This window comes from Psychrobacter sp. JB385 (assembly GCF_900163785.1).
Lineage (GTDB): Bacteria > Pseudomonadota > Gammaproteobacteria > Pseudomonadales > Moraxellaceae > Psychrobacter.
Genome location: NZ_FUKN01000011.1, coordinates 78,279 through 100,333 on the forward strand (window position 1 = coordinate 78,279; position 22,055 = coordinate 100,333).

General features: G+C 43.6%; 32 protein-coding genes and 1 tRNA gene. 26 read left to right on the top strand and 7 right to left on the bottom strand.

Features of this window, described 5'->3' with window-relative positions; genetic code table 11:
- Window positions 1-38 precede the first annotated feature (38 nt).
- The 7 genes from CZ794_RS05895 to gatC all read right to left on the bottom strand — a co-directional run bounded on the left by CZ794_RS05895 (window position 39) and on the right by gatC (window position 6,301).
- Window positions 39-1,001, bottom strand: a complete 963-nt coding sequence (locus CZ794_RS05895; RefSeq protein WP_087040749.1) for a DUF1853 family protein — start codon at window positions 999-1,001, stop codon at window positions 39-41.
- 98 nt (window positions 1,002-1,099) lie between these two features.
- Window positions 1,100-1,273, bottom strand: a complete 174-nt coding sequence (locus CZ794_RS14070) for a hypothetical protein (RefSeq protein ID WP_179207257.1) — start codon at window positions 1,271-1,273, stop codon at window positions 1,100-1,102.
- 199 nt (window positions 1,274-1,472) lie between these two features.
- Window positions 1,473-2,492 (bottom strand): hypothetical protein, encoded by a 1,020-nt coding sequence (locus CZ794_RS05900; protein ID WP_087040750.1) that lies wholly within the window; start codon window positions 2,490-2,492, stop codon window positions 1,473-1,475.
- 212 nt (window positions 2,493-2,704) lie between these two features.
- Window positions 2,705-2,781, bottom strand: a tRNA-Pro gene (locus CZ794_RS05905).
- A gap of 114 nt (window positions 2,782-2,895) precedes the next feature.
- On the bottom strand, window positions 2,896-4,407 hold the full coding sequence (gene gatB, locus CZ794_RS05910; protein WP_087040751.1) for an Asp-tRNA(Asn)/Glu-tRNA(Gln) amidotransferase subunit GatB: 1,512 nt from the start codon (window positions 4,405-4,407) through the stop codon (window positions 2,896-2,898).
- A complete protein-coding gene (gene gatA / locus CZ794_RS05915) occupies window positions 4,407-5,903 on the bottom strand; it encodes an Asp-tRNA(Asn)/Glu-tRNA(Gln) amidotransferase subunit GatA (protein ID WP_087040752.1) in 1,497 nt (498 codons plus the stop codon). Before gatA ends, gatB begins: the two co-directional genes overlap by 1 nt.
- A gap of 68 nt (window positions 5,904-5,971) precedes the next feature.
- Window positions 5,972-6,301 carry an Asp-tRNA(Asn)/Glu-tRNA(Gln) amidotransferase subunit GatC gene (gatC, locus tag CZ794_RS05920; protein ID WP_087040753.1) on the bottom strand — a complete coding sequence of 110 codons (330 nt, stop codon included), beginning with the start codon at window positions 6,299-6,301 and terminating at the stop codon, window positions 5,972-5,974.
- A gap of 649 nt (window positions 6,302-6,950) precedes the next feature.
- Between gatC and CZ794_RS05925 the strand changes: the two genes are divergently transcribed.
- The 26 genes from CZ794_RS05925 (at window position 6,951) to rplO (ending at window position 22,041) form a co-directional block, all read left to right on the top strand.
- The gene (locus tag CZ794_RS05925; RefSeq protein WP_084387236.1) at window positions 6,951-7,979 is read left to right on the top strand and encodes a rod shape-determining protein; all 1,029 of its coding nucleotides are present in this window, start codon (window positions 6,951-6,953) and stop codon (window positions 7,977-7,979) included.
- Window positions 7,980-8,188: 209 nt separating this feature from the next.
- Window positions 8,189-9,016, top strand: coding sequence for a rod shape-determining protein MreC (gene mreC, locus CZ794_RS05930; protein WP_087040754.1), 828 nt, complete (start codon window positions 8,189-8,191; stop codon window positions 9,014-9,016).
- Window positions 9,017-9,157: 141 nt separating this feature from the next.
- Complete coding sequence (mreD, locus tag CZ794_RS05935; RefSeq protein ID WP_087040755.1) at window positions 9,158-9,643, top strand: rod shape-determining protein MreD; 486 nt, start codon at window positions 9,158-9,160, stop codon at window positions 9,641-9,643.
- A gap of 115 nt (window positions 9,644-9,758) precedes the next feature.
- The gene (locus tag CZ794_RS05940; RefSeq protein ID WP_087040756.1) at window positions 9,759-10,409 is read left to right on the top strand and encodes a nucleoside triphosphate pyrophosphatase; all 651 of its coding nucleotides are present in this window, start codon (window positions 9,759-9,761) and stop codon (window positions 10,407-10,409) included.
- A gap of 153 nt (window positions 10,410-10,562) precedes the next feature.
- The gene (locus CZ794_RS05945) at window positions 10,563-12,191 is read left to right on the top strand and encodes an Rne/Rng family ribonuclease (RefSeq protein ID WP_087040757.1); all 1,629 of its coding nucleotides are present in this window, start codon (window positions 10,563-10,565) and stop codon (window positions 12,189-12,191) included.
- A 407-nt stretch (window positions 12,192-12,598) separates the two neighbouring features.
- Entirely contained in the window at window positions 12,599-12,910 is a 312-nt protein-coding gene (gene rpsJ / locus CZ794_RS05950; protein ID WP_010196670.1) for a 30S ribosomal protein S10, read from the top strand.
- A gap of 49 nt (window positions 12,911-12,959) precedes the next feature.
- Window positions 12,960-13,598 (top strand): 50S ribosomal protein L3, encoded by a 639-nt coding sequence (rplC, locus tag CZ794_RS05955; protein ID WP_087040758.1) that lies wholly within the window; start codon window positions 12,960-12,962, stop codon window positions 13,596-13,598.
- Between the two features lie 14 nt (window positions 13,599-13,612).
- Window positions 13,613-14,215: a 50S ribosomal protein L4 gene (rplD, locus tag CZ794_RS05960; protein WP_057758698.1), complete on the top strand. Its 603-nt coding sequence runs from the start codon at window positions 13,613-13,615 to the stop codon at window positions 14,213-14,215.
- Window positions 14,212-14,562, top strand: a complete 351-nt coding sequence (gene rplW / locus CZ794_RS05965) for a 50S ribosomal protein L23 (RefSeq protein ID WP_057758700.1) — start codon at window positions 14,212-14,214, stop codon at window positions 14,560-14,562. The genes rplD and rplW overlap by 4 nt, the downstream gene beginning before the upstream one ends.
- 11 nt (window positions 14,563-14,573) lie before the next feature.
- A complete protein-coding gene (gene rplB, locus CZ794_RS05970) occupies window positions 14,574-15,401 on the top strand; it encodes a 50S ribosomal protein L2 (RefSeq protein WP_087040759.1) in 828 nt (275 codons plus the stop codon).
- Window positions 15,402-15,413: 12 nt separating this feature from the next.
- Entirely contained in the window at window positions 15,414-15,689 is a 276-nt protein-coding gene (gene rpsS, locus CZ794_RS05975) for a 30S ribosomal protein S19 (RefSeq protein ID WP_062843938.1), read from the top strand.
- 10 nt (window positions 15,690-15,699) lie between these two features.
- The gene (rplV, locus tag CZ794_RS05980; protein WP_021813373.1) at window positions 15,700-16,029 is read left to right on the top strand and encodes a 50S ribosomal protein L22; all 330 of its coding nucleotides are present in this window, start codon (window positions 15,700-15,702) and stop codon (window positions 16,027-16,029) included.
- A 3-nt stretch (window positions 16,030-16,032) separates the two neighbouring features.
- A complete protein-coding gene (rpsC, locus tag CZ794_RS05985) occupies window positions 16,033-16,761 on the top strand; it encodes a 30S ribosomal protein S3 (protein ID WP_062843939.1) in 729 nt (242 codons plus the stop codon).
- Window positions 16,762-16,764: 3 nt separating this feature from the next.
- Complete coding sequence (gene rplP / locus CZ794_RS05990) at window positions 16,765-17,178, top strand: 50S ribosomal protein L16 (protein ID WP_010196693.1); 414 nt, start codon at window positions 16,765-16,767, stop codon at window positions 17,176-17,178.
- Window positions 17,178-17,375, top strand: coding sequence for a 50S ribosomal protein L29 (gene rpmC, locus CZ794_RS05995; protein ID WP_010196696.1), 198 nt, complete (start codon window positions 17,178-17,180; stop codon window positions 17,373-17,375). The genes rplP and rpmC overlap by 1 nt, the downstream gene beginning before the upstream one ends.
- Window positions 17,372-17,647 carry a 30S ribosomal protein S17 gene (gene rpsQ / locus CZ794_RS06000; RefSeq protein ID WP_021813375.1) on the top strand — a complete coding sequence of 92 codons (276 nt, stop codon included), beginning with the start codon at window positions 17,372-17,374 and terminating at the stop codon, window positions 17,645-17,647. The genes rpmC and rpsQ overlap by 4 nt, the downstream gene beginning before the upstream one ends.
- Before the next feature lie 183 nt (window positions 17,648-17,830).
- Window positions 17,831-18,199 carry a 50S ribosomal protein L14 gene (gene rplN / locus CZ794_RS06005; protein WP_010196702.1) on the top strand — a complete coding sequence of 123 codons (369 nt, stop codon included), beginning with the start codon at window positions 17,831-17,833 and terminating at the stop codon, window positions 18,197-18,199.
- Window positions 18,200-18,207: 8 nt separating this feature from the next.
- The gene (gene rplX / locus CZ794_RS06010) at window positions 18,208-18,525 is read left to right on the top strand and encodes a 50S ribosomal protein L24 (RefSeq protein WP_011279796.1); all 318 of its coding nucleotides are present in this window, start codon (window positions 18,208-18,210) and stop codon (window positions 18,523-18,525) included.
- Between the two features lie 21 nt (window positions 18,526-18,546).
- Complete coding sequence (gene rplE, locus CZ794_RS06015) at window positions 18,547-19,083, top strand: 50S ribosomal protein L5 (protein ID WP_062843940.1); 537 nt, start codon at window positions 18,547-18,549, stop codon at window positions 19,081-19,083.
- 12 nt (window positions 19,084-19,095) lie between these two features.
- Entirely contained in the window at window positions 19,096-19,401 is a 306-nt protein-coding gene (gene rpsN / locus CZ794_RS06020) for a 30S ribosomal protein S14 (protein ID WP_062843941.1), read from the top strand.
- Between the two features lie 11 nt (window positions 19,402-19,412).
- Entirely contained in the window at window positions 19,413-19,811 is a 399-nt protein-coding gene (gene rpsH, locus CZ794_RS06025; RefSeq protein ID WP_087040760.1) for a 30S ribosomal protein S8, read from the top strand.
- A gap of 176 nt (window positions 19,812-19,987) precedes the next feature.
- Window positions 19,988-20,521, top strand: a complete 534-nt coding sequence (gene rplF / locus CZ794_RS06030; protein WP_062843943.1) for a 50S ribosomal protein L6 — start codon at window positions 19,988-19,990, stop codon at window positions 20,519-20,521.
- Between the two features lie 11 nt (window positions 20,522-20,532).
- A complete protein-coding gene (gene rplR / locus CZ794_RS06035) occupies window positions 20,533-20,883 on the top strand; it encodes a 50S ribosomal protein L18 (RefSeq protein ID WP_087040761.1) in 351 nt (116 codons plus the stop codon).
- 2 nt (window positions 20,884-20,885) lie between these two features.
- The gene (gene rpsE, locus CZ794_RS06040; protein WP_062843945.1) at window positions 20,886-21,401 is read left to right on the top strand and encodes a 30S ribosomal protein S5; all 516 of its coding nucleotides are present in this window, start codon (window positions 20,886-20,888) and stop codon (window positions 21,399-21,401) included.
- Window positions 21,402-21,421: 20 nt separating this feature from the next.
- Window positions 21,422-21,601: a 50S ribosomal protein L30 gene (gene rpmD / locus CZ794_RS06045; RefSeq protein ID WP_010196714.1), complete on the top strand. Its 180-nt coding sequence runs from the start codon at window positions 21,422-21,424 to the stop codon at window positions 21,599-21,601.
- Window positions 21,601-22,041, top strand: coding sequence for a 50S ribosomal protein L15 (gene rplO / locus CZ794_RS06050; protein ID WP_062843946.1), 441 nt, complete (start codon window positions 21,601-21,603; stop codon window positions 22,039-22,041). Before rpmD ends, rplO begins: the two co-directional genes overlap by 1 nt.
- Window positions 22,042-22,055 lie beyond the last annotated feature (14 nt).

Here is a 22,055-nt window from a genome sequence, read left to right on the forward strand (position 1 = left end):
CTGGTTGAAATTTGCTTACCAACAAGGGCTAACGCTTTTTAAAGCTTATCGTAGGGTTTTTCAGGGTATGCGAAATAAATAACGATGGGTCTATCACCTTCAAAATACAATCCGGTTCTAAGGGTGTCCGTTTCAGACAGGTTAAGCGGTGATAGACGTGCATCATAATTATCATAAAAGTCACGTTTACTAAACCATTCCACATAGTGTGCACGTCGTAAGGTGGTCGTATTAATCGTCGCAAGATTGGTCAGATCATTCTTATCGCACCACTCATGTATGGGAAAACTTGGCTCTAGCCAGCTTGGATGCTTAAATTCAGTGGTGTGAATGGGTAAAAAGAACCGCCCTTTGATAATGCCATAACGCTTATCGATTCTGAGTCGTCCATGATCTTCTGTATCGACCCACACGCTACGGAACTGCTTGGTCTGCATGTGTGTCATCTTACGCTCTAAGTTGTCCCTAGAGTTAATCCCAACCCAGTTCTCAGGTGCAAAAGGCGCTGATCCCATAAAAAACTTAATGGCAAGCTCCCAATGCTCAACGAGACTTTCTTCATGGTTATACAAAATCAAATCCAGCTCGCCCGTGGTTTGCTTACCGCTGTATAACTGTACGTTATTAGCGAGTATCTCATACGGATGTAGCTGATGCGCAAAGCCATCCTCTAACCAAAATGATAACAGCCCCTCAAAATGAAATCCTAGACGACTCGGACTGGGTCTCTTTAGTAAATAGCGTGTTAAGTCTTGATAGGCAGTTGTGGTATCCAGCTCCTCTAAACGCTGCTGGTACGCCTCAAACTGCGCTTGCCAAAAGCTGGTGCTATGTACGTCAACTGTATGGGTGTTTTGATGCGGTGCAAAGTCTAGCCACGTCGTCAAGACATTGGGACATGCCAGTACGTACGCCAAATCACGGACAAAGGGACGCTGATATGCGTTCCAAGGTGCGTTATCTGTCAGGGTGGAAATAGGCTGAGCGATAGTCTCGGACATAGGATAAACCACATAATGGTGAAGCATTTACCCTAACTGGTCACTTACTAAAAGTCTAGTGAGCGTGAGTATCAGCTAGGGCAATGCGTATGCCATCGTTATGAGGGAAGAGCGATAGTAATGTGATAAATATAAATACTGATATCGGGCGGTGATAGTAGATAGGGTAACAGAATACTGAGTGCTGCTTTAAGTAAAAAGCGTTGCCAGCTTTTTAGTTTGCGGGGTTGGGTGTTAGGTGGTTGTTGTGAGTTCTGATTTGGGTGGGTCATTTGTATAGTTCCATGTTGTGTATTTAGCTGTAACAGACGCTACGGCTTACATGGGCTATGTTAGATGATAAGTATGGGTGTCAGAAAAGCGTGTCACCTCAATAAAATGGTGTCGGTAAGAGGTGTCACCTCCAAGCGACAAGGGTTTGAAACCAGTTTTAAATTAGGGTGACATGTTGTCAGTAAGGCAGTCAAGTTACTATTTAAAAAAACCACTCCAGTTATAGTTTTTCTGCTCTCTAGGTGTGGTAATAGCTGTAATTCTATCTATAAACCTTCGGTCTTTAGGTAAGTTTTTAAAATTCTTTAAGACTAGAGGAACTTTTGAGGAATGAGATAGATTTTGGTTTAAATCGTTATCTTCTAAATAAATATAGTTCCAAACATAGTGAGCGACTATTAGTTCGGGTGCTATATTCGCTTGACTAGAATCAAGGAAGGCTAGTTTGTTGTTTCTAAAGCTCAACTCTTTCTGCATTTGATAGAAATCAAAACCTAAATCAACATTAACATCATTAAAGGCTTTTATTTGACCTATAAAAGTATGAGTTAAATCTCTTAGTCTTAAGTACATATCTAAACATCTATTGTCTGCTAAAAACTTATAAAAGGTATTTTGCCACTCAATAGCTTCCTGATAGCTTGTGAACTTGATGTCATAATCAACTTTATGGGCGTAAAATTTGAATGGCAAATGACTCATATATGAAGCGATTATATAAGGTAGTTGACCGTTATTTTCTATCTGCTTGTAAGGATACTTTTCATATTTTGAATTAATATTGAAAGTGCCAAACTCAGCTATAAATTCAAATAGGTACTGAGGATATTCAATCATGCTTACAATACTTTCCATAAAGTAATTGCTATGACCTTCATCTTCATCTTCTTTTTCTTCGTCTGCTAGCAACAAATAACTATTATAAGTAAAAGGTTTTGTTAATCGACTTTGTGATCGTTCGCTCTTGGATTCAATGAATTTTTGAATAAACTTTTTCAACATATAGTGAGCATCAAGGTTAGTAATACTGCTTTCACTTAAAATTTCTCTAATCTCTAAATGGTCTTTATATACAAAATCATAATATGTAAACTCAATTTCATTTTCTGAGTCATGCTCTATCGCATCTATATTAGGATAGTCATTAACCGAAAGTTGAACATTTTCATCAATATTTAAAAAATGCTCATAAACATGAATAGCGGTAGAAAAGTCCATATCATACCTTTACACACCCTTAAGTCAAAGTAGGTGCAAGGCAGTGCCAGCCTAAAGGTGTGTGAACGGCTGGCTTTTGATTACTTATCATGCCTTGCAAGATTTTTATTATTTATTCCTTAAATGTATCATACAATCCCTAGCCAAATTTAGCACAAAAAAAAGCCAACCATTGAAAATCAATGATTGGCTTTTCTTATTACTACTATGTTTGGTCGGAACGGCAGGATTTGAACCTGCGACCACTACACCCCCAGTGTAGTGCGCTACCAGACTGCGCTACGCCCCGAATGACTGACTATTTTACGCAAAATTATGTATATTGCAAGGGCTATTTATAGTAGCCAACATCTACCATCGCATTTTGCCTATCACAGTCAGTCTCACCAATGAGCAGACAACCTTAACCCAACAGCTCTTTTAGGATTTGGTTGACTTGTTGTGGGTTGGCACTACCGCGACTGGCTTTCATGACTTGTCCAACCAGACCGTTAAAGGCTTTTTCTTTACCGCCGCGATACTCTTCGACCATGGCTTCATTTTTAGCGATGACGTCTTCCACAATGGCTTTAATCGCGCCTGTATCGGTCTCTTGCTTGAGGCCTTTTTCTTTAATAATTTTATCTGCGGCGTCATCAGCATCGCCGCCTTCGCGCTCATACAAGGCGCTAAAGACTTTCTTGGCTAATTTACCAGATAGGGTATCATCTTTGATACGCGCCAGCATACCCGCCAATTGCTTGGCGCTGATAGGTGAGTCGATAATGTCTGTGTCATCTTTATTCAGTGCGCCGAGCAAGTCGCCCATGACCCAGTTGGCAGCCATCTTCGCATCTGATTGTCCCACTTCAGCGACGACAGCTTCGAAATAATCGGCCAGCTGACGGCTTCCTGTTAGGATACGCGCATCATATTCTGATAGACCAAGTGCTTCCTCAAAACGTGCACGACGAGCAACAGGCAGCTCAGGCATGGCAGCTTTAATCTCATCAACCGTGTGCTGCTCAATGCGCACAGGCAATAAGTCAGGATCAGGGAAGTAGCGATAGTCGTTGGCGTCTTCCTTGGTACGCATAGTGCGCGTCTCATCACGATCTGGATCATATAACATCGTGGCTTGGATAACTTGACCACCGTCTTCGATGATGTCAATTTGACGTTCGATTTCACGATTGATCGCGCGTTCAATAAAGCGGAACGAGTTTAAGTTTTTCAGCTCAGTACGCGTACCAAGCTCGTCACCCGGTTTACGTACTGAGACGTTACAGTCACAGCGGAACGAGCCTTCTGCCATAATCGCATCGGATATACCAAGCCAAGTCACCAGCTGATGAATGGCTTTGATATAAGCGAGGGCTTCATTGGCTGAGCGCATGTCTGGTTCAGAGACGATCTCAATCAGTGGCGTACCTGCACGGTTCAAATCGACACCCGTCATACCGTCGATGGCATCATGCACAGACTTGCCTGCATCTTCTTCTAAATGCGCGCGGGTGATGCCCATGCGTTTTGGGTATTCGTTCTTTTCCCCTTCATTGACCACCACGTCGATGTATCCTTTACCCACGATAGGGTTTGCCATTTGGGTAATTTGATAGCCTTTTGGCAAGTCAGGATAAAAGTAGTTTTTGCGGTCAAAGGTATTGTACAAGCCCAATTCAGCATTGACACCAATACCGAACTTTAAGGCGCGATCGACCACACCAGCATTCAAAACAGGCAATACGCCAGGTAAGCCTAAATCAACAAGGCTGGCTTGGCTGTTTGGCTCATGCCCAAAAGCTGTGGGCGAGGTTGAAAATATTTTACTTTCTGTATTGAGTTGGCAGTGAATCTCGATGCCGATGACCACTTCGTATCCATCGACGAACAGTTCTTTACGAACGGTAGTATTATCAGTAGTGGCTGTGCTCATTATACCGTCTCCTTCGCGATGGCAGAGTGTTGTAAATGGTAATCGGTGTGTTGCTGGAATAAATGCGCAGTAGACAGCAGCTCACTTTCATGCCAATGTTTACCAATCAATTGCAAGCCAATAGGCAAACCGTCTGACGTTAAGCCAACTGGTTGACTCAGAGCTGGCAAACCTGCCAAGTTAACCGCAATGGTATACACATCCCCTAAGTACATGGTAGCTGGATCAAGGTCTTCAGCAAGTTTGTAGGCAGCCGTTGGTGCGGTTGGACTGGCAATCACATCACAGTTGGCAAATGCATCATCGAAGTCTTTAACGATTAAGCGGCGCACCTTTTGTGCTTTAGTATAGTAAGCGTCGAAATAACCAGCTGATAGGGCATAAGTACCTGTCAAGATACGGCGCTGCACCTCAGGACCAAATCCTTCAGAGCGCGAGCGTGTGTATAGATCAATCAAGTCTTTTGGGTTTTCACAGCGATAACCAAAGCGTACACCATCGAAGCGCGACAAGTTAGAAGAGGCTTCGGCAGGCGCTAGCATATAGTAAGTAGACAAAGTGATGTCAGGGTTGGTGATGTTTACTTCTACAATGGTCGCACCCAGCTCTTCATATTTTTTTAAAGCCGCACGTACCGCTTGCTCGACCTCAGCGTCTAAGCCATTACCGAAGTATTCTTTGGCAACACCAATGCGTAGACCGGCAAATGGCTTATCACCAGCTGCTGCTTCGGCATCTTCGATATCTTGGATATAATCAGGAACATCATGTTTGATTGAGGTGCCATCAAGAGGGTCATGACCGATCATGGGTTGTAATAGATAGGCACAGTCTTTTGCGCTGCGTCCCATGCTACCAGCTTGATCAAGACTTGAGGCATAAGCAATCATACCAAAGCGCGAGACACGACCATAAGTGGGTTTGATACCGGTCAAACCACAGAATGAAGCAGGCTGACGAATAGAGCCACCTGTGTCACTACCCGTTGCGACAGGAACAAAACCTGCTGCGATGGCGGCTGCACTACCACCTGACGAACCACCAGGCACACGCTCTAGGTTCCAAGGGTTTTGTACCGTGCCATAATAAGAGCTGCTATTGTCTGAGCCCATTGCAAACTCATCCATATTGAGCTTACCCAAGCTAATCATGCCAGCCTTATCGATATTAGAGACAATCGTGGCATTATAAGGTGAGACAAAGTTATGTAGCATCTTAGAGCCACATGTCGTCAACACCCCTTGAGTACAAAAAATGTCTTTATGCGCCATTGGTAAGCCTAACAATAGGCGGTTATCACCTTGTGCGCGCATCTCATCTGCTGCTTTCGCCTGTGCGCGCGCTGTCTCAGAGGTGTGAGTGATAAAGCTGTTAATCTTGCTGTCGAGGGCGTCAATGCGCTTAATATAGTGATCAGTTAATTCCGCACTGCTAAATTCTTTGGCTTGCAAGCCAGTGATCAGCTGCTCGGTACTTAATAAATGAAGCTCAGACATAGTTGTCGTCCGTCAAATTGTTAATAACATAAATAAAATAAGATAAAAAACCGAAGAAAGGCAGGCGTTTACTCAATCACTTGTGGTACAAGATATAAGCCTGCTTCAACAGCGGGTGCGACCGACTGATTGCGTTCGCGGTCGATATCGTGATTAGCCACATCAGCGCGCAGTTCTTGACACGCCTCATGGATATTTGCCAATGGCTTGATGTCTGTCGTATCAACGTTGCTAATAGTCTGCATCATCTTCAATATTTTTGTGATGTCATCGGCATAGCTATTGGCAGTACTCTCATCGACACCCAAACGGGCAAGGGTAGCAATTTCTAAGATTTCTTCACGGCTGACTGCGCTGTCAGACGTTGATGGTTGCTGTGACGTTGATGGTTGTGACATGGTTTCTCCAGTTAAGGACAGTTTTGTTAAGTGTGATAATAGGTTACCATTGAGGACAATGAACCTTTAAGCATGCAAATATGGGTATTACAATAGGTCAGGATAAAAATAAGGCTTTAATAAAGATGCTTTATTATAAAGCATCTGACCTAAGTTTACAGAGCAGGACGCTTGATTGATGCACAATATCAACCAAGACCGCAGCAGCCAAGACATAAGTATTTGCAAAATTGACCATATAATTCACGATTGTTGCTCAATTGCTCACCCATTCGATTCTGAAATACGTTACAGTATGCACCTGCTATCAAGCAAAACCATCATCTGCCTGTAGAACTTTGTTAGTTATTGAATTAAATGATGTTTCATTACGCTGAATGGCAACGACTGCTCATTCAAACTTTGTAACATCTTTTAGCGTCTAAGACCAAAATCCTGACTTACTGATGCAAATATCTGTGTTTTTTTTGATCCAAATCGGTATAATTTAGCCCAGTTTTATCATTTCATCATTATTGCTTAGGTTTGACTTGCTGCGATGCTCAAATTTTGCAACAAGTAAGGTCTATCGACGACCTGCTCAACACTGACGAGTAACCCCTCAGTCAATCTCATTCGCCTCATTCGTAAGACGCTGGATATATTAGTCATGAACCTGTTTGGATTTTTATCAAATAATATCGCAATCGACCTCGGTACTGCGAACACCCTCATCTTTATTCCTAATAAAGGCGTCGTACTTGACGAGCCTACGGTGGTTGCGTTACGAAGTAATCGTACTCAAAACCCTACCGTTGCTGCTGTCGGTATTGATGCAAAGCAAATGCTGGGTCGTACGCCTGCCAATATTACGGCGATTCGCCCACTAAAAGACGGTGTGATTGCTGACTTTGAAGTGACACAAAAAATGCTTAAGCATTTTATCGCAAAGGTAAAAGCCAAGCGTTTTATGGCACAGCCGAATGTGGTGGTTTGTGTACCTTGTAAGTCTACGTTGGTTGAGCGTAAAGCGATTCGCGAGGCGGTTTCATCAGCAGGCGCAAGTAAGGTGCTATTGCTGGAGGAGCCGATGGCGGCAGCAATAGGGGCAGGTATGCCAGTCCATGAGGCCAGTGGCTCTATGGTCGTTGATATCGGTGGCGGTACGACTGAGATTGCTGTTATCGCGCTGTCTGGTTGCGTCTATGCTGAATCTATCCGTATTGGTGGCGACATGTTTGATGAGGCGATTATCACGCACGTACGCCGTACCCATGGTTGCGTGATTGGTGAGACAACCGCTGAGCGTATCAAAAAAGAAGTCGGTTCTGCGTTGAATGAAGACAGTCAGTTAGAAGTTGAGGTTCGCGGTCGTAGTATGGCAGAAGGGGTGCCAAAAACCTTTATCGTTAATTCAGAAGAAGTACAAAAAGCCCTGAGCGATCCATTGAGTGGCATCATTAGTGCGGTCAAAGCAGCACTTGAGCAGACACCACCTGAGTTATCATCGGATATCGCTGAGCGCGGCATTGTGTTGACGGGTGGCGGTGCTTTACTCCGTGATTTGGACAAGCTGATTTCAAGAGAGACAGGTCTGCCTGTGACGGTTGCCGAAGACCCATTGACCTGCGTTAGCCGTGGTGGCGGTATCGCGCTTGATTTTATCAATAACAAAAGCTTGAATATGATTTTTGTTTAAGTCATTCGCTTAAACCATTGTCCGATTATCGTGTTCGCTCTGCTGGTTACTCATTGATATAACATCGCAGGTCAAAAAGAGGTAAAAATAAAGGTAGCCAGTTGCGCTACCTTTAATTGCATTAGCAAACGCTAGAACATAGTATTTACAATAAAATCGCCTCCGTAACTGGTCACTGATTACTCTATAACTTCTGAGTTAAAAAGCTTATGATCCCAAGTATTTTTGCGCGCCAGCCGTTATCACTTCGTAAGACTGCTATTGTGTTGATAGCAGCCTTAGTACTGATGTGGTTCGATAGCAAAAACTCAGAATGGTTTAGTCCCGTACGTAGTACGAGTCATGCCGCGATGCAGCCGATTTATGAGCTGTCGTTATTACCCAGTTATGCAGCCCATTGGGCGAGTGGCAGCTTACAATCAAAAGAAACCTTGCGCCGCAAAAACATGCAGCTAGAGTCACAACTTATCCATGCTCAAGCCAAGCTGCAACAGCAGGATTATATCTTGGCACAGAATGCGCGCTTGCAAGGCATCTTATCGACCACAAAACCTGAGCAGTTTGATCTTAATTTGGCTCAGGTTATTGGCACAGATGCCAATTTGCTCAGACAAATTGTGGTGCTCAATAAAGGGGAACAAGATGGAGTGCAAGTTGGGCAGACAGTCATTGATGAAAACGGCATATTAGGACAAATTATCAATGTATACCCGAATACCAGCCGGTTACTGCTGATTACGGATGAGCAGCAATCGGTGGCTGTGACGGTCAAACGTACGGGTCAACGCGCCATCGTGACAGGCAAAGGCATACCAACCTCATTGAGTCTGGATTATGTTTTCAAAACTTCTGATGTGCGAGTGGGCGATGAGCTGATTTCTTCAGGGTTGGGTGGGCGCATACCAGCAGGATACCGTGTGGGTCGTATTTCTCATGTGGAAGATGTACAAGCCGCAAACTTTAGAAGCATCAATGTGACGCCAACCGCGAACTTCATCGATAATGCCTATGTATTAATCCTGCAAGACAAACGCTGACTGATATAAGCACTGATTGAGTGGTCACCTATACATGCTCATTCGATTATGTACCCATACCATTTCAGTAACAGCGTTTTGCTCATTATTGATTCACCACGTTTTAACAGCAGTATCTTCCACTTCTAAGGTAAGTAAATAATGGCGTATCCTGATTCTGAGAATGCAACGGTACTTTTAATTGCTGCCATCATTCTAAGCTTCGTCGCTGCTTCATCACTCAATGTATATCCATTAAACCCTAGTATGGCCACATTGCGTCCTATGGTCATGATCATGGTGCTGATTTTTTGGTTGCTGTTTCAGCCACGCTATGTTGGTATCTTTACCGCATTTACCATAGGCATTATCGCTGACTTGCTAATGGATACGCACTTGGGACAACAAGCTTTTTCTGCGGTAGTGGTCGCTCTTGTCATCAAAATTACCAGTATCTACGTGAGACAATTGAACACTCTCAGTGCATGGTTGATAGCGAGCTTGGGATTGCTCGTCTTTCAAATCAGCTTATGGGTGCTACAGATGTTTATTCAAAACGTCTTTATCGCACAATCTGCCTTATCCTTGTTGATGAGTATCATAAGCTGGCCATTGGTACTTTTGGCATTAAGAAAATTTGTACGTTGATGACTGATAACTTAATGGCAATCATGGTTGCTAGCGTCCTATCCTAATATGCTGACTCACAAACAGTCAGCGGTGATACGATACATTCGTAAATTTATAAATGAAGAGAAGCGCAATGAGCATCGTTTTAGCGTCTGGTTCGCCGCGTCGTCGCGAGCTACTAGCAAGAGCAAAGCTGGATTTTGAGCTTTTGAGCGTAGATATTGATGAGACACCATATGATAATGAGGCACCAAAAGATTACATAGAGCGCATGGTTGCGACCAAGGCACAAGCAGCTATAGAGCAACTGAATTTAAAAATCAAAACCAGTGAAGCGTGTTTTGCTGAGTCCATTATTATTTTGACTTCAGATACGATAGGGGTGCTACCAGATGGTCAGACAGTACTCGTAAAACCAACCGATCGTGAGCATGCTTATCGTATGTGGCAGCAAATGTCGGACAGCATTCACGAAGTATGGACCGCCGTACAAGCCACTCAAGTCTCGTTACCACTTGATATTCCCGAGCCTACAAGTCAAGAGCAAGGCTTTCAAATACTTGACCAAAGACAAATCACTGAGCGTACAGAAGTAAGCTTTATACCATTGACGACGCAGATGATGAGTGACTATTGGGAGAGTGGTGAGCCTGCTGATAAAGCGGGTGGTTATGGCATTCAAGGGTTGGGCGCAGCTTGGGTCAGCCGTATCAATGGTAGCTACACCAATGTCGTTGGATTACCACTGGCTCAAACGCTGGCTTTAATCAAAGAAATGCAATAAATAGAGGTGACTGTAGATGTGTCAAAGGAAAATCTCCAACGGCACATAATGACACCGTAGCTTGATGGGCAGAGCAAAATGCATTTGTTACACTGTAAGACTACTAGGCGATGAACACCTAACAAAGAAGCTAAGAGATAAGAGAATAATACTATGTCCGAAGAGCTGCTGATTAATATCAGTCCAATGGAATCCCGCGTCGCAGTATTGGACAACGGTATTTTGGGCGAAATCTATATTGAGCGTCATCATAAACTTGGTTTGGTTGGCAATATATATCTAGGGACAGTCGTACGTGTGCTGCCTGGTATGCAGGCCGCATTTGTTGATATTGGCCAATCGCGGACAGCATTCTTACATGTCAATGATATGCAACGTGAGCCTCGGCCAGTGGTCGACAATAAAGACAAAGCAAGCGCAAACAGTCTTCAAGGTAGCGATGCTCAAAACAACAATACAGAGAGCGATAAAGACAAAACAATTCTTGAAACCTCTGATGGTGTCGATTTTACCGCGCCTATGGTCACGACCCAAACGACTGAGGTGGTGCCTGTCTCCAAAACACTTATCCAACATCGCTTGTATGAAAGCCAGCGTATTTTGGTACAAGTCACCAAAGATCAATTAGGAAGTAAAGGCGCGCGCCTGACAACCAATATATCATTACCATCACGCTACTTGGTTTATTTGCCGTCAAGTGATCATATTGGTATATCACAGCGTATTGATGGCGAAGAGGAGCGTACCCGCCTAAAGACTGAGCTTAGCAACTTGATGCAAACCGTCAATCTAAAAGGCGGTCTCATCGCTCGTACCGCTGCTGAACGCGTGCCTGTCGATAAGCTAGAAGAAGATATTTATTATCTGTTGCAATTGTGGCGTACCATTTGCGCTCGCCGCCAAGAGATCAATCATCATCAAAGCTCAGAGCTTATTTATCAAGAGTTGTCGTTGCCTCTACGTTCTATTCGGGATCTGGTTCATGCAGATACCGAAAAAGTTATTATTGATAATACAGAGGTTTATGAGCAAGTCCGGTATTTTGCCAAAGAGTTTGTACCTTTTGTCTATGATCGAATCGTGCACTACACCGCGGAGCAGTCATTATTTGATGTGAGCCGTGTGGAAGATGATTTGCGCGACGCCCTAAAACGCCGTGTTGATCTAAAGTCTGGCGGCTACTTGATCATTGATCAAACGGAAGCCATGACAACTATTGATGTCAATACAGGCTCCTTTGTAGGCGGGCGCTCACTAGAAGACACGGTCTATAAAACCAATCTAGAAGCGACCCATGCCATTGCTCGTCAATTACGTCTGCGTAATCTGGGCGGCATTATTATTCTAGATTTTATCGACATGCTTGAGCAACAGCACAAGGACGATGTATTAGAAAGTTTGCAAGCACAGCTCACACAAGACTATGCCAAAACCAAAATTACTCAAGTGAGTGAGCTTGGCTTGATAGAGATGACACGCAAACGTACTCGTGAATCCTTGGGACAGCAGTTGTGTGAGCCTTGCTCGACCTGCCAAGGCCGCGGATTTGTCAAAACCGCAGAGACGGTTTGCTTTGAGATATTTCGCGAGATCATGCGCTGCGCTCGTACTTATAACTCTCCCAAAAAATTCACCGTTGTTGCTCATGCTGCAGTCATTGATTTATTACTGACTTCTGAATCAGATACGGTGGCAGACTTAGAGTATCTATTGGGTAGAGTCATCACTTTTGATGTAGAAAACCTGTATACCCAAGAGCAATATGATATCGTTTTAGACTGATATTTTAGGTTTTATGAAAAGATTTAGGGAAAGTCAATAGGGGTGAGAAGAGCGCTACATAACGGTTAATATCTGAAATCATTGTATATATTGCCCTTGCAATGATAAAAATACTATGTATAATACGTACCACTGAATTATATATGCGCAGCGAATAAAAAAGCTGGCGCTATGACAGCTAGAGCATCGTTTCTAGCACTATTTCATTATGCCTTTGCTGATTTCCAATGTATGGAGGGTCGGCGGGGCTTTAAACTATTTTGCTTTTGGCACGCTATAAGTTCGGATAAAGAACTCATTCTGGTTAAGAACAGAAGGCCGCTTTAAGTGAATATTTAACCAAACTGCTTTTGGTCATAATCTTGCGAAGCAAGGATGACAAAGGCACATATTAGGAGCTTGCTGGCATGGCTAACCAGAGAATCCGTATCCGTCTTAAGTCTTTTGATCATCGTCTGATCGATCAATCTGCACAAGAGATTGTTGATACTGCAAAGCGCACCGGTGCGCAAGTTTGTGGTCCTGTACCGTTGCCGACTCGCATTGAGCGCTTCAACGTTCTAACCTCACCACACGTTAACAAAGACGCTCGTGACCAGTACGAAATTCGTACTCATAAGCGTATGGTTGATATCGTTCAGCCTACTGATAAAACGGTGGATGCGCTAATGAAGTTAGATTTAGCGGCGGGTGTTGACGTTCAAATTGCTTTGGGTTAATGCACATTACACACCCAACCCATTAATATAAGATATAAAGAGGTCTAAAATGGCGATCGGTTTAGTCGGTAAAAAATGCGGCATGACTCGTATCTTCACTGAAACAGGCGCATCTATCCCTGTAACAGTGGTTGAGGTCGATGCAAACCGCATTACTCAAGTAAAAAATACTGATGTAGATGGCTATCAAGCTATCCAAATTACCACAGGCACCCGTCGTGACAGCCGCGTAACAGCCGCACAAAAAGGTCACTTCGCGAAAGCAGGCGTTAAAGCTGGCCGTGGTGTTTGGGAATTTCGTGTCAACGATAGCGATCTTGAAGGTCGTGAGATTGGTGGCGAGATTCTAGCTGACTTGTTCGAACAAGGTCAGATGGTTGATGTGACAGGACAAAGCAAAGGTAAAGGCTTCCAAGGTCCTATCAAGCGTCACAACTTCAGCATGCAAGATGCGACTCATGGTAACTCAGTATCTCATCGTGCACATGGTTCAACTGGTCAAAACCAGTCACCAGGTAAAGTATTCAAAGGCAAAAAGATGGCGGGTCAGATGGGTAACAAACGTGTTACCGTTCAAGGCCTAGAAGTAATTTCGGTTGATGCCGAAAAAGGGTTACTTGTCATTAAGGGTGCTATCCCAGGCGCCACCGGTGGCGATGTCATCGTACGTCCGTCAGTCAAAGCCTAAGCAAGGGGATTAACGTGGATTTAAAAACAGTTACAGGTGCGGCGGTTGAGCTTTCTGATACGGCTTTTGGTCGTGAATTCAACGAAGCATTAGTGCATCAAGTCGTCACCGCATATCTTGCTGGTGCTCGTCAAGGTACACGTGCGCAAAAAACCCGTGCCGAAGTTTCTGGCGGTGGCATTAAGCCATGGCGCCAAAAAGGTACTGGTCGCGCTCGTGCAGGCTCTATTCGTAGCCCTATCTGGCGTTCAGGTGGTCGTGCATTCGCTGCAAAACCACAAGATTGGTCACAGAAAGTAAACCGTAAAATGTATCGCGGTGCGATGCAGTGCATCCTAGCAGAATTGATTCGCCAAGAGCGTTTGATTTTGGTAGAAGAGTTGAGCGTTTCTGGACCTAAGACCAAAGAGCTGATTGCAAAGTTGAATGATCTTAATGCACCTCGTGCATTAATCGTCACCAAAGAAGTTGACGAGAATTTATACTTAGCTGCTCGCAACATCCCACACGTCAATGTACTTGGTACAAACGAAGTGGATCCAGTGAGCTTGATTGCTTTTGATAAAGTAATCATGTCAGTTGAAGCTGCGAAACAATTTGAGGAAGCACTAGCATGAATAACGCAAGACTTTATCAGGTCTTAAGAGGACCTGTATTCTCAGAAAAATCTCAAATGCTTGGCGACTCACTTGGTGTGCAGGTATTTAAAATTGATTCTAATGCTACTAAGCTTGAAGTCAAGAAAGCAGTTGAGTTGATGTTTGAAGGTGTTGAAGTTACTAAAGTGAACACTTTGAATGTTAAAGGTAAGACAAAGCGTTTTGGTAAAAGCATTGGCCGTCGTAACGACTATAAAAAAGCCTATGTTACCTTAAAAGCTGGTCAAGATGTACAAATGGCTGATGCTGGTGAAGAAGTAGCGAACACTACTGATTCTACTAGTGAAACAGCGAATAACGAATAAGGATTACACTCATGCCTATCGTAAGAGCAAAGCCAACATCACCAGGCCGTCGTTTTGTTGAAAAAGTGGTGCATCCACACCTTTACAAAGGTCGTCCTTATGCAGCGCTTCTCGAATCAAAAAGTAAGTCAGGTGGTCGTAACAATAATGGTCGCATAACGACTCGTCATATCGGCGGTGGTCATAAGCAACATTATCGTATTATCGATTTCAAACGTACTAAAGACAATATCCCAGCTGTGGTTGAACGTATTGAATACGATCCTAACCGTACTGCACATATTGCATTACTTAAGTATGCTGATGGCGAACGTCGTTACATCATCGCTGCTAAAAAACAAGCAGTTGGTGATACCGTAATGTCAGGTGAAACTTCTCCAATCCGTCCAGGTAACTGCTTACCGCTAAAAAACATCCCATTGGGTACTGTGATTCACAATATCGAGCTTAAAATCGGTAAAGGTGCACAGATGGCTCGTTCTGCGGGTGCTAGCGTTCAGTTATTGGGTCGTGACGGTATCTATGCGATTCTTCGTATGCGCTCTGGCGAAACACGCCGTGTCCATGTGAACTGCCGCGCAGTTATTGGTGAAGTTTCTAACACTGAAAACAACTTGAAATCACTTGGTAAAGCTGGTGCTTCACGTTGGCGTGGTGTTCGTCCTTCAGTTCGTGGTGTCGCTATGAACCCGGTTGATCACCCACATGGTGGTGGTGAAGGTCGTAACAAAGGTCGCCATCCAACTAGCCCTTGGGGTCAGAAGTCTAAAGGACTTAAAACGCGTCACAATAAGCGTACTGACAATATGATCATCCGCCGCCGCGCCAAGAAGAAATAAAGGAAGAATTTCATGCCTCGTTCATTGAAAAAAGGTCCATTCATAGACGCGCACCTATTTGCTAAAGTTGAGAATGCATTAGACACCAACTCACGCAAGCCAATTAAGACTTGGTCGCGCCGCTCAATGATTCTGCCACAAATGGTTGGCCTAACTTTATCTGTTCACAACGGCCGTACTCATGTACCGGTTATCGTGAGCGAGCAGATGGTTGGTCATAAACTAGGTGAATTTGCCCCGACTCGTACGTATCGTGGTCACGGCATTGACAAAAAAGCTAAGAAATAAGGTGCTTACCATGGAAGTAACTGCAAAATTACGCGGTGCCGCCATTTCGGCACAAAAAGTTAGACTCGTTGCTGATGAAGTTCGTGGCAAATCAATCGAGCGTGCTTTGGATATCCTAACGTATAGTAATAAAAAAGGCGCTGTGTTTGTTAAGAAATGCCTTAACTCAGCCATCGCCAATGCCGAACACAATCACGGTTTAGATATTGATGACCTAAAAGTCGCTACTATCTATGTTGATGAAGGCATTACGCTAAAACGTATCCTACCACGTGCTAAAGGTCGCGCTGATCGTATCAGTAAGCGTACTTGTCACATCACTATAAAGGTAGGAGAATAAGTTATGGGTCAAAAAGTACATCCAATCGGAATTCGTCTTGGTGTTGTAAAAAAGCATAATGCAAATTGGTATGCTAACCCTAAACAATACTCAGAATACCTCATCAATGACATTCAAGTTCGTGAATATCTACGCAAAAAGCTAGATAATGCGATGATCAGTAATATCATGATTGAGCGTCCTACTGGTGCTGCTAAGATTACCATCGCCACTGCGCGTCCTGGTATTGTTATCGGTAAGAAAGGCGAAGATATTGAAAGACTTCAAAAAGAATTGACCAAAATTATGGGCGTACCTGCTCAGGTCAATATTGAAGAAATTACTTCACCTGATCTTGATGCTCGTTTGGTAGCAGACGGTATCGCAAGCCAGCTTGAGCGCCGTGTTATGTTCCGTCGTGCGATGAAGCGCGCTGTACAGAACAGCATGCGTTCTGGTGCTAAAGGTATTAAAGTTGAGTTGTCTGGCCGTCTTGGCGGTGCTGAGATTGCTCGTAGCGAATGGTATCGTGAAGGTCGTGTGCCATTGCATACACTCCGCGCTGATATTGATTATTCGTCAGTACGTGCAGAGACAACTTACGGCACTATCGGTGTGAAAGTTTGGATTTTCCGTGGCGAAATCCTTGACGGTATGAACAGTGTTTATAATCCCGTCAATGAAGAGAAGCCTCGTGCGCCAAAACGCCGTGGTCGTGGAAACGGAAACCGTCGAAACTCAGACAGAGGTTAAACTATGTTACAGCCAAAACGTACCAAGTTTCGTAAAATGCATAAAGGTCGTAACACTGGGCTAGCTCATCGTGGAAGCACCGTTGCATTCGGACAAATTGGTCTAAAATCGTTGACTCGTGGTCGTATGACTGCCCGTCAAATTGAAGCAGCACGTCGTACCATCACTCGTAAAATTAAGCGTGGCGGTAAGATTTGGATTCGTGTATTCCCAGACAAACCAATTACCAATAAGCCATTAGAAGTACGTATGGGTAAAGGTAAAGGTCCAGTTGAATATTGGGTATGCGAAATCAAACCTGGTAAAGTGCTATATGAAATTGAAGGGGTGCCAGAAGAGCTTGCACGTGAAGCTTTCACGCTTGCTGCAGCAAAACTGCCCTTTAAAACTACCATTGTTAAGCGGACGATAATGTAATGAAGATCAGTGAATTACGTGATAAATCATTAGAAGAACTGACCCAGTTACTTGATGAAAAGCAACTTGATGCTTTCCGTATTCGTATGGCTAAAGCAACTGGTCAGTTGGGTAATACCCATGAAGTCAGAGGCAATCGTCGTACGATTGCTCAGATTCAGACTTTGATTAACGAGAAACAACGAGGCGACTCATGAGCGATAACAATCAAACAGCTACCAATGCTAGCGTATTGACAGGACGAGTTGTCAGCGACAAGATGGACAAGTCCATCACAGTTTTGATTGAGCGCTTGGTTCGTCATCCTTTGTATGGCAAACAGCTTCGTCGTTCTACGAAAATCAAAGCACATGATGAGAATAACGTTTGCCAACAAGGCGATCTTGTCCGCATCAAAGAAACGCGTCCAATCTCTAAAACCAAGTCTTGGACTTTGGTCGATGTGGTTGAAAAAGTAGAAAAAATCTAAGTAAATTGCATTAAAAGCCAGAAGCTGTTAAAATAGCCGCCTTTTTAAGGATGCTGATTGCGCCGAGCGTATATCACTCACATTAAGAGTAAGTCGCGGTTATTAATATTAAAATGCCGTCCTACTCATTCTGTGCTAGCGGCAGCAACTGGTTTTTATTGCTCATACGTGTGGAGTAACGCTATGATTCAGGTTGAGTCAATGCTGGAAGTTGCAGACAATAGCGGTGCAAGGCGAGTTCAGTGCATTAAAGTACTGGGTGGTTCTCATCGTCGTTATGCATCAGTTGGCGACATTATTAAAGTAACGGTTAAAGAAGCCATTCCGCGTGGTCGTGTTAAGAAAGGCGACGTGATGAATGCTGTAGTTGTTCGTACCAAAAAAGGCGTTCGTCGTCCTGATGGTTCTGTGTTGCGTTTTGACGATAATGCTGCGGTATTGTTGAACCAAAATAAAGCACCTATTGCAACTCGTATTTTTGGACCGGTAACTCGTGAACTACGTGGTGATCAGTTTATGAAAATTGTATCACTAGCACCAGAAGTATTGTGAGGTAATCCATGTCAAAATTACGTAAAGGCGATACAGTTATCGTGATTGCTGGTAAAGATAAAGGCAAACAAGGTACTGTGCAAGCTGTAAAAAATGATCGTATTAAAGTTGAAGGCATTAATATTGTCACTAAGCATCAGAAGCCAAATCAGGCAACTGGCGTTGAAGGTGGCATTCTTAAGCAAGAAGCTTTTCTGCATATCTCAAATGTCGCAATCTTAAATGCGCAAACCCAAAAAGCTGATCGTATTACTTATCAGTTTGGCGAAGACGGCAAGAAACAACGCGTCTATCGTTCAAACGGTGAAGTAGTGGCGACTGCGTAAGACACTAAGGGTGTAATGGTAATGGCAAGATTAAAATCTTTATATAACGATAAACTAAAGCAGCAAATCAAAGAAGAGCTTGGTGTTGCAAACGTGATGCAAGTGCCTAAAATCACTAAAATCACACTAAACATGGGTGTAGGCGGCGCGTCTCAAGACAAGAAATTGCTTGAAGGTGCAGTGGCTGATATGACTGCAATTGCTGGTCAAAAGCCTGTTGTCACCAAAGCACGTAAATCAGTTGCTGGCTTTAAAATTCGTGAAGAATGGCCAATTGGCTGTAAAGTAACGCTACGCGGTGAGCAAATGTACGAATTTTTAGATCGTCTCATTGCCATTGCAATTCCTCGTATTCGTGATTTCCGTGGTTTTTCACCTAAAGCCTTTGACGGACGTGGCAACTACTCATTGGGTATCAAAGAACAGATCGTATTCCCAGAAGTAGATTTTGACAAGATTGATCGTATCCGCGGTATGGATGTGACGATCACCACGTCAGCTCAGTCTGATGAAGAAGGTCGTGCGTTGCTTAAAGCATTCGGCTTCCCATTTAAATAAGGTAAAGACGTTATGGCAAAGAAGAGCATGATTAACCGCGAATTAAAGCGCGAAAAAATGGTTGCTAAGTATGCTGAAAAGCGTATCAAGCTAAAAGAAACTATCAGTGATATGAATGCAAGTGACGAAACTCGTATGGAAGCGATGCTAGAGCTACAAGCTCTTCCACGCAATTCATCACCAGTACGTCTACGCAATCGTTGTGCTATCACCGGTCGTCCTCATGGTTACTTCCGCAAGTTTGGCTTATCACGCAATATGCTGCGTGAGCGTGTCATGCAAGGCGATGTGCCTGGTGTTCGTAAAGCAAGCTGGTAAGGAGTAACTATATGAGTATGCAAGATACCGTTGGGGATATGCTAACCCGTATTCGTAACGCACAAATGGCTAACAAAGTATCGGTAGCAATGCCGAACTCTAAATTACGTAAATCAATTGCTGATTTACTAGTTAGCGAAGGTTATGTGGCAAGCGCTGTTGTTACCGAAGAAGAAAACAACAAAGCAACCCTATCTATTGAGTTAAAATACTTCGAAGGCCGTGCTGTCATCGAAACTATCCAACGTTTTAGTCGTCCTGGTTTACGCCAGTTCCGCGGTAAAGACGAAATCCCTACTGTTAAGCAAGGTATGGGTGTTGCTATCGTATCTACCAGCCAAGGTATCATGAGCGATCGTGCTGCACGCGCTGCTGGTATCGGTGGTGAAATCGTCGCATTTGTAGCGTAAGCTATACGACGATAAAGTCTATTTGATGATTGTTGGACTTCTATTGATTGAGTAATGTTAAATTATTTAAAATTGATAGGTGTCTAACACAGTCAACTATGCTAAACTAACACGCTTTTTAGCCTGTTAGTTTTTTCGCTAATATAAAGAAGTTAAATTTTTTAAGGAATATTCCTATGTCTCGTGTGGCTAAAGCCCCAGTGACGCTACCAAGTGGTGTAAGCGTTACTTTGAACGATCGGCAGGTCGAAGTTAAAGGCAAGAACGGCAATTTGTCTTTACGCCTGCATGAATTGGTCGAGCTGAAACAGGAAGATGATGCTATCATTTTCTCACCTACAGTCGATTCAAAAGAAGCTATGATGCACACTGGCACCATGCGCGCTCTGCTTAACAACTATGTTACAGGCGTAAACGAAGGCTTTGAAAGACGTCTTCAGTTAATTGGTGTTGGTTATCGCGCTCAAGTTGCTGGTAATAAAGTAACTTTGAACGTTGGTTACTCTCATCCAGTAGAGTATACGTTGCCTGAAGGTGTGTCAGCTGAAACCCCAACGCAAACTGAAATTGTTTTAAAATCAAACAATAAACAGCAGCTTGGTCAAGCAGCGGCTAATATTCGCGGTTTCCGTCCACCTGAGCCTTATAAAGGTAAAGGTATTCGTTACAGTGATGAACATGTGATTCGCAAAGAAGCTAAGAAAAAATAAGGTGAGTTGAAATGTTTGATAAAAAAGCAGCTCGTCTGCGTCGAGCTAAGAAAACCCGCGCGCATATCCGTGTCTTAGGCGCTCATCGCTTAACGGTTAATCGCACGCCGAAACATATTTATGCCCAGATTATCTCTCCGAACGGTGGTGAAGTGATTGCTCAGGCATCTACCTTGGACGGCAGTTTGCGTTCAGGCGCGACAGGCAATACTGATGCCGCAACGTCTGTGGGTCAATTGATCGCAGAACGTGCAAAAGCAGCTGGTATTACTAAAGTTGCCTTTGACCGTAGTGGTTTTAAATATCATGGTCGAGTGAAAGCTTTAGCGGAAGCTGCTCGCGAAAATGGATTGGAGTTTTAATCATGGCTAGAAATGATAAAAATGATAAGAACGAACAAACTGACGGCTTAGTTGAACGCTTGGTTACTGTTGATCGCGTTGCAAAGGTTGTAAAAGGTGGTCGTATTTTCTCTTTCACTGCGTTGACCGTAGTGGGCGATGGCAATGGCCGTGTTGGTTTTGGTCGCGGTAAAGCACGTGAAGTGCCAGCTGCTATTCAAAAAGCATTAGAAGCTGCTAAACGCAATATGATCACTGTTGATCTTAATGATGCAACTTTGTATCATCCAATCAAAGCACGTCATGGTGCAAGTAAAATCTACATGCAACCTGCATCTGAAGGTACTGGCGTAATCGCTGGTGGCGCAATGCGTGCTGTATTAGAAGTTGCTGGTGTCAAAGATGTTTTGACTAAATGTTATGGTTCTACCAATACTGCTAACGTTGTTCGCGCAACGTTTAACGGTTTACGTGATATGTCAACTCCAGAGAAGATGGCAGCTAAACGTGGTAAATCTGTAGACGAAATCTTGGGTTAACTTAGACTAGGTGAGTTACGATGAAAAAAATGAAAGTCACTCAATTTAAATCGGGTGCCCATCGCCTAAAGAGCCACAAAGCGAGCTTGAAAGGATTGGGTTTACGCCGTATTAATCATACTGTTGAAGTAGAAGATACTCCTTCAACCCGTGGTATGGTCAATCGCGTCAACTACATGGTAAAAGTGGAGGAAGCGTAATGGGACTTAGATTAAATGAATTATCACCAGGTGTTGGCGCAAAGAAAACTGCCCAACGTCGTGGTCGTGGTATCGGTTCAGGTCTTGGTAAGACTGGTGGTCGTGGTGTAAAAGGTCAGAAATCTCGTTCAGGTTCTAGCATTCGCTCAGGATTTGAAGGTGGTCAGATGCCTTTATATCGTCGTCTACCAAAATTTGGTTTTACCAGTAAATTAGCAATGAAGACGGCTGAAGTACGTTTGTCTGAATTGAACAAAATTGAAGGCGATGTAGTTAGCATTGAGACACTTAAAGCTGCTAACTTAATCCGTCACGATATGAAGCGTGCACGTGTTATGTTGTCAGGCGAAGTTACTAAAGCTTATACTTTCAAAGGTATCAAAGTAACTAAAGGCGCTAAGCAAGCAATCGAAGCTGCTGGTGGTAGCATCGAGGAGTAGTAACGTGTCAAAAC

What these genes read in the sequence shown, in the direction of transcription:
- CZ794_RS05895 (WP_087040749.1), bottom strand. Translation starts at nt 1,001, where the DNA reads ATGTCCGAGACTATCGCTCAGCCTATTTCCACCCTGACAGATAACGCA.
- CZ794_RS14070 (WP_179207257.1), bottom strand. Translation starts at nt 1,273, where the DNA reads ATGACCCACCCAAATCAGAACTCACAACAACCACCTAACACCCAACCC.
- CZ794_RS05900 (WP_087040750.1), bottom strand. Translation starts at nt 2,492, where the DNA reads ATGGACTTTTCTACCGCTATTCATGTTTATGAGCATTTTTTAAATATT.
- gatB (WP_087040751.1), bottom strand. Translation starts at nt 4,407, where the DNA reads ATGAGCACAGCCACTACTGATAATACTACCGTTCGTAAAGAACTGTTC.
- gatA (WP_087040752.1), bottom strand. Translation starts at nt 5,903, where the DNA reads ATGTCTGAGCTTCATTTATTAAGTACCGAGCAGCTGATCACTGGCTTG.
- gatC (WP_087040753.1), bottom strand. Translation starts at nt 6,301, where the DNA reads ATGTCACAACCATCAACGTCACAGCAACCATCAACGTCTGACAGCGCA.
- CZ794_RS05925 (WP_084387236.1), top strand. Translation starts at nt 6,951, where the DNA reads ATGAACCTGTTTGGATTTTTATCAAATAATATCGCAATCGACCTCGGT.
- mreC (WP_087040754.1), top strand. Translation starts at nt 8,189, where the DNA reads ATGATCCCAAGTATTTTTGCGCGCCAGCCGTTATCACTTCGTAAGACT.
- mreD (WP_087040755.1), top strand. Translation starts at nt 9,158, where the DNA reads ATGGCGTATCCTGATTCTGAGAATGCAACGGTACTTTTAATTGCTGCC.
- CZ794_RS05940 (WP_087040756.1), top strand. Translation starts at nt 9,759, where the DNA reads ATGAGCATCGTTTTAGCGTCTGGTTCGCCGCGTCGTCGCGAGCTACTA.
- CZ794_RS05945 (WP_087040757.1), top strand. Translation starts at nt 10,563, where the DNA reads ATGTCCGAAGAGCTGCTGATTAATATCAGTCCAATGGAATCCCGCGTC.
- rpsJ (WP_010196670.1), top strand. Translation starts at nt 12,599, where the DNA reads ATGGCTAACCAGAGAATCCGTATCCGTCTTAAGTCTTTTGATCATCGT.
- rplC (WP_087040758.1), top strand. Translation starts at nt 12,960, where the DNA reads ATGGCGATCGGTTTAGTCGGTAAAAAATGCGGCATGACTCGTATCTTC.
- rplW (WP_057758700.1), top strand. Translation starts at nt 14,212, where the DNA reads ATGAATAACGCAAGACTTTATCAGGTCTTAAGAGGACCTGTATTCTCA.
- rplB (WP_087040759.1), top strand. Translation starts at nt 14,574, where the DNA reads ATGCCTATCGTAAGAGCAAAGCCAACATCACCAGGCCGTCGTTTTGTT.
- rpsS (WP_062843938.1), top strand. Translation starts at nt 15,414, where the DNA reads ATGCCTCGTTCATTGAAAAAAGGTCCATTCATAGACGCGCACCTATTT.
- rplV (WP_021813373.1), top strand. Translation starts at nt 15,700, where the DNA reads ATGGAAGTAACTGCAAAATTACGCGGTGCCGCCATTTCGGCACAAAAA.
- rpsC (WP_062843939.1), top strand. Translation starts at nt 16,033, where the DNA reads ATGGGTCAAAAAGTACATCCAATCGGAATTCGTCTTGGTGTTGTAAAA.
- rplP (WP_010196693.1), top strand. Translation starts at nt 16,765, where the DNA reads ATGTTACAGCCAAAACGTACCAAGTTTCGTAAAATGCATAAAGGTCGT.
- rpmC (WP_010196696.1), top strand. Translation starts at nt 17,178, where the DNA reads ATGAAGATCAGTGAATTACGTGATAAATCATTAGAAGAACTGACCCAG.
- rpsQ (WP_021813375.1), top strand. Translation starts at nt 17,372, where the DNA reads ATGAGCGATAACAATCAAACAGCTACCAATGCTAGCGTATTGACAGGA.
- rplN (WP_010196702.1), top strand. Translation starts at nt 17,831, where the DNA reads ATGATTCAGGTTGAGTCAATGCTGGAAGTTGCAGACAATAGCGGTGCA.
- rplX (WP_011279796.1), top strand. Translation starts at nt 18,208, where the DNA reads ATGTCAAAATTACGTAAAGGCGATACAGTTATCGTGATTGCTGGTAAA.
- rplE (WP_062843940.1), top strand. Translation starts at nt 18,547, where the DNA reads ATGGCAAGATTAAAATCTTTATATAACGATAAACTAAAGCAGCAAATC.
- rpsN (WP_062843941.1), top strand. Translation starts at nt 19,096, where the DNA reads ATGGCAAAGAAGAGCATGATTAACCGCGAATTAAAGCGCGAAAAAATG.
- rpsH (WP_087040760.1), top strand. Translation starts at nt 19,413, where the DNA reads ATGAGTATGCAAGATACCGTTGGGGATATGCTAACCCGTATTCGTAAC.
- rplF (WP_062843943.1), top strand. Translation starts at nt 19,988, where the DNA reads ATGTCTCGTGTGGCTAAAGCCCCAGTGACGCTACCAAGTGGTGTAAGC.
- rplR (WP_087040761.1), top strand. Translation starts at nt 20,533, where the DNA reads ATGTTTGATAAAAAAGCAGCTCGTCTGCGTCGAGCTAAGAAAACCCGC.
- rpsE (WP_062843945.1), top strand. Translation starts at nt 20,886, where the DNA reads ATGGCTAGAAATGATAAAAATGATAAGAACGAACAAACTGACGGCTTA.
- rpmD (WP_010196714.1), top strand. Translation starts at nt 21,422, where the DNA reads ATGAAAAAAATGAAAGTCACTCAATTTAAATCGGGTGCCCATCGCCTA.
- rplO (WP_062843946.1), top strand. Translation starts at nt 21,601, where the DNA reads ATGGGACTTAGATTAAATGAATTATCACCAGGTGTTGGCGCAAAGAAA.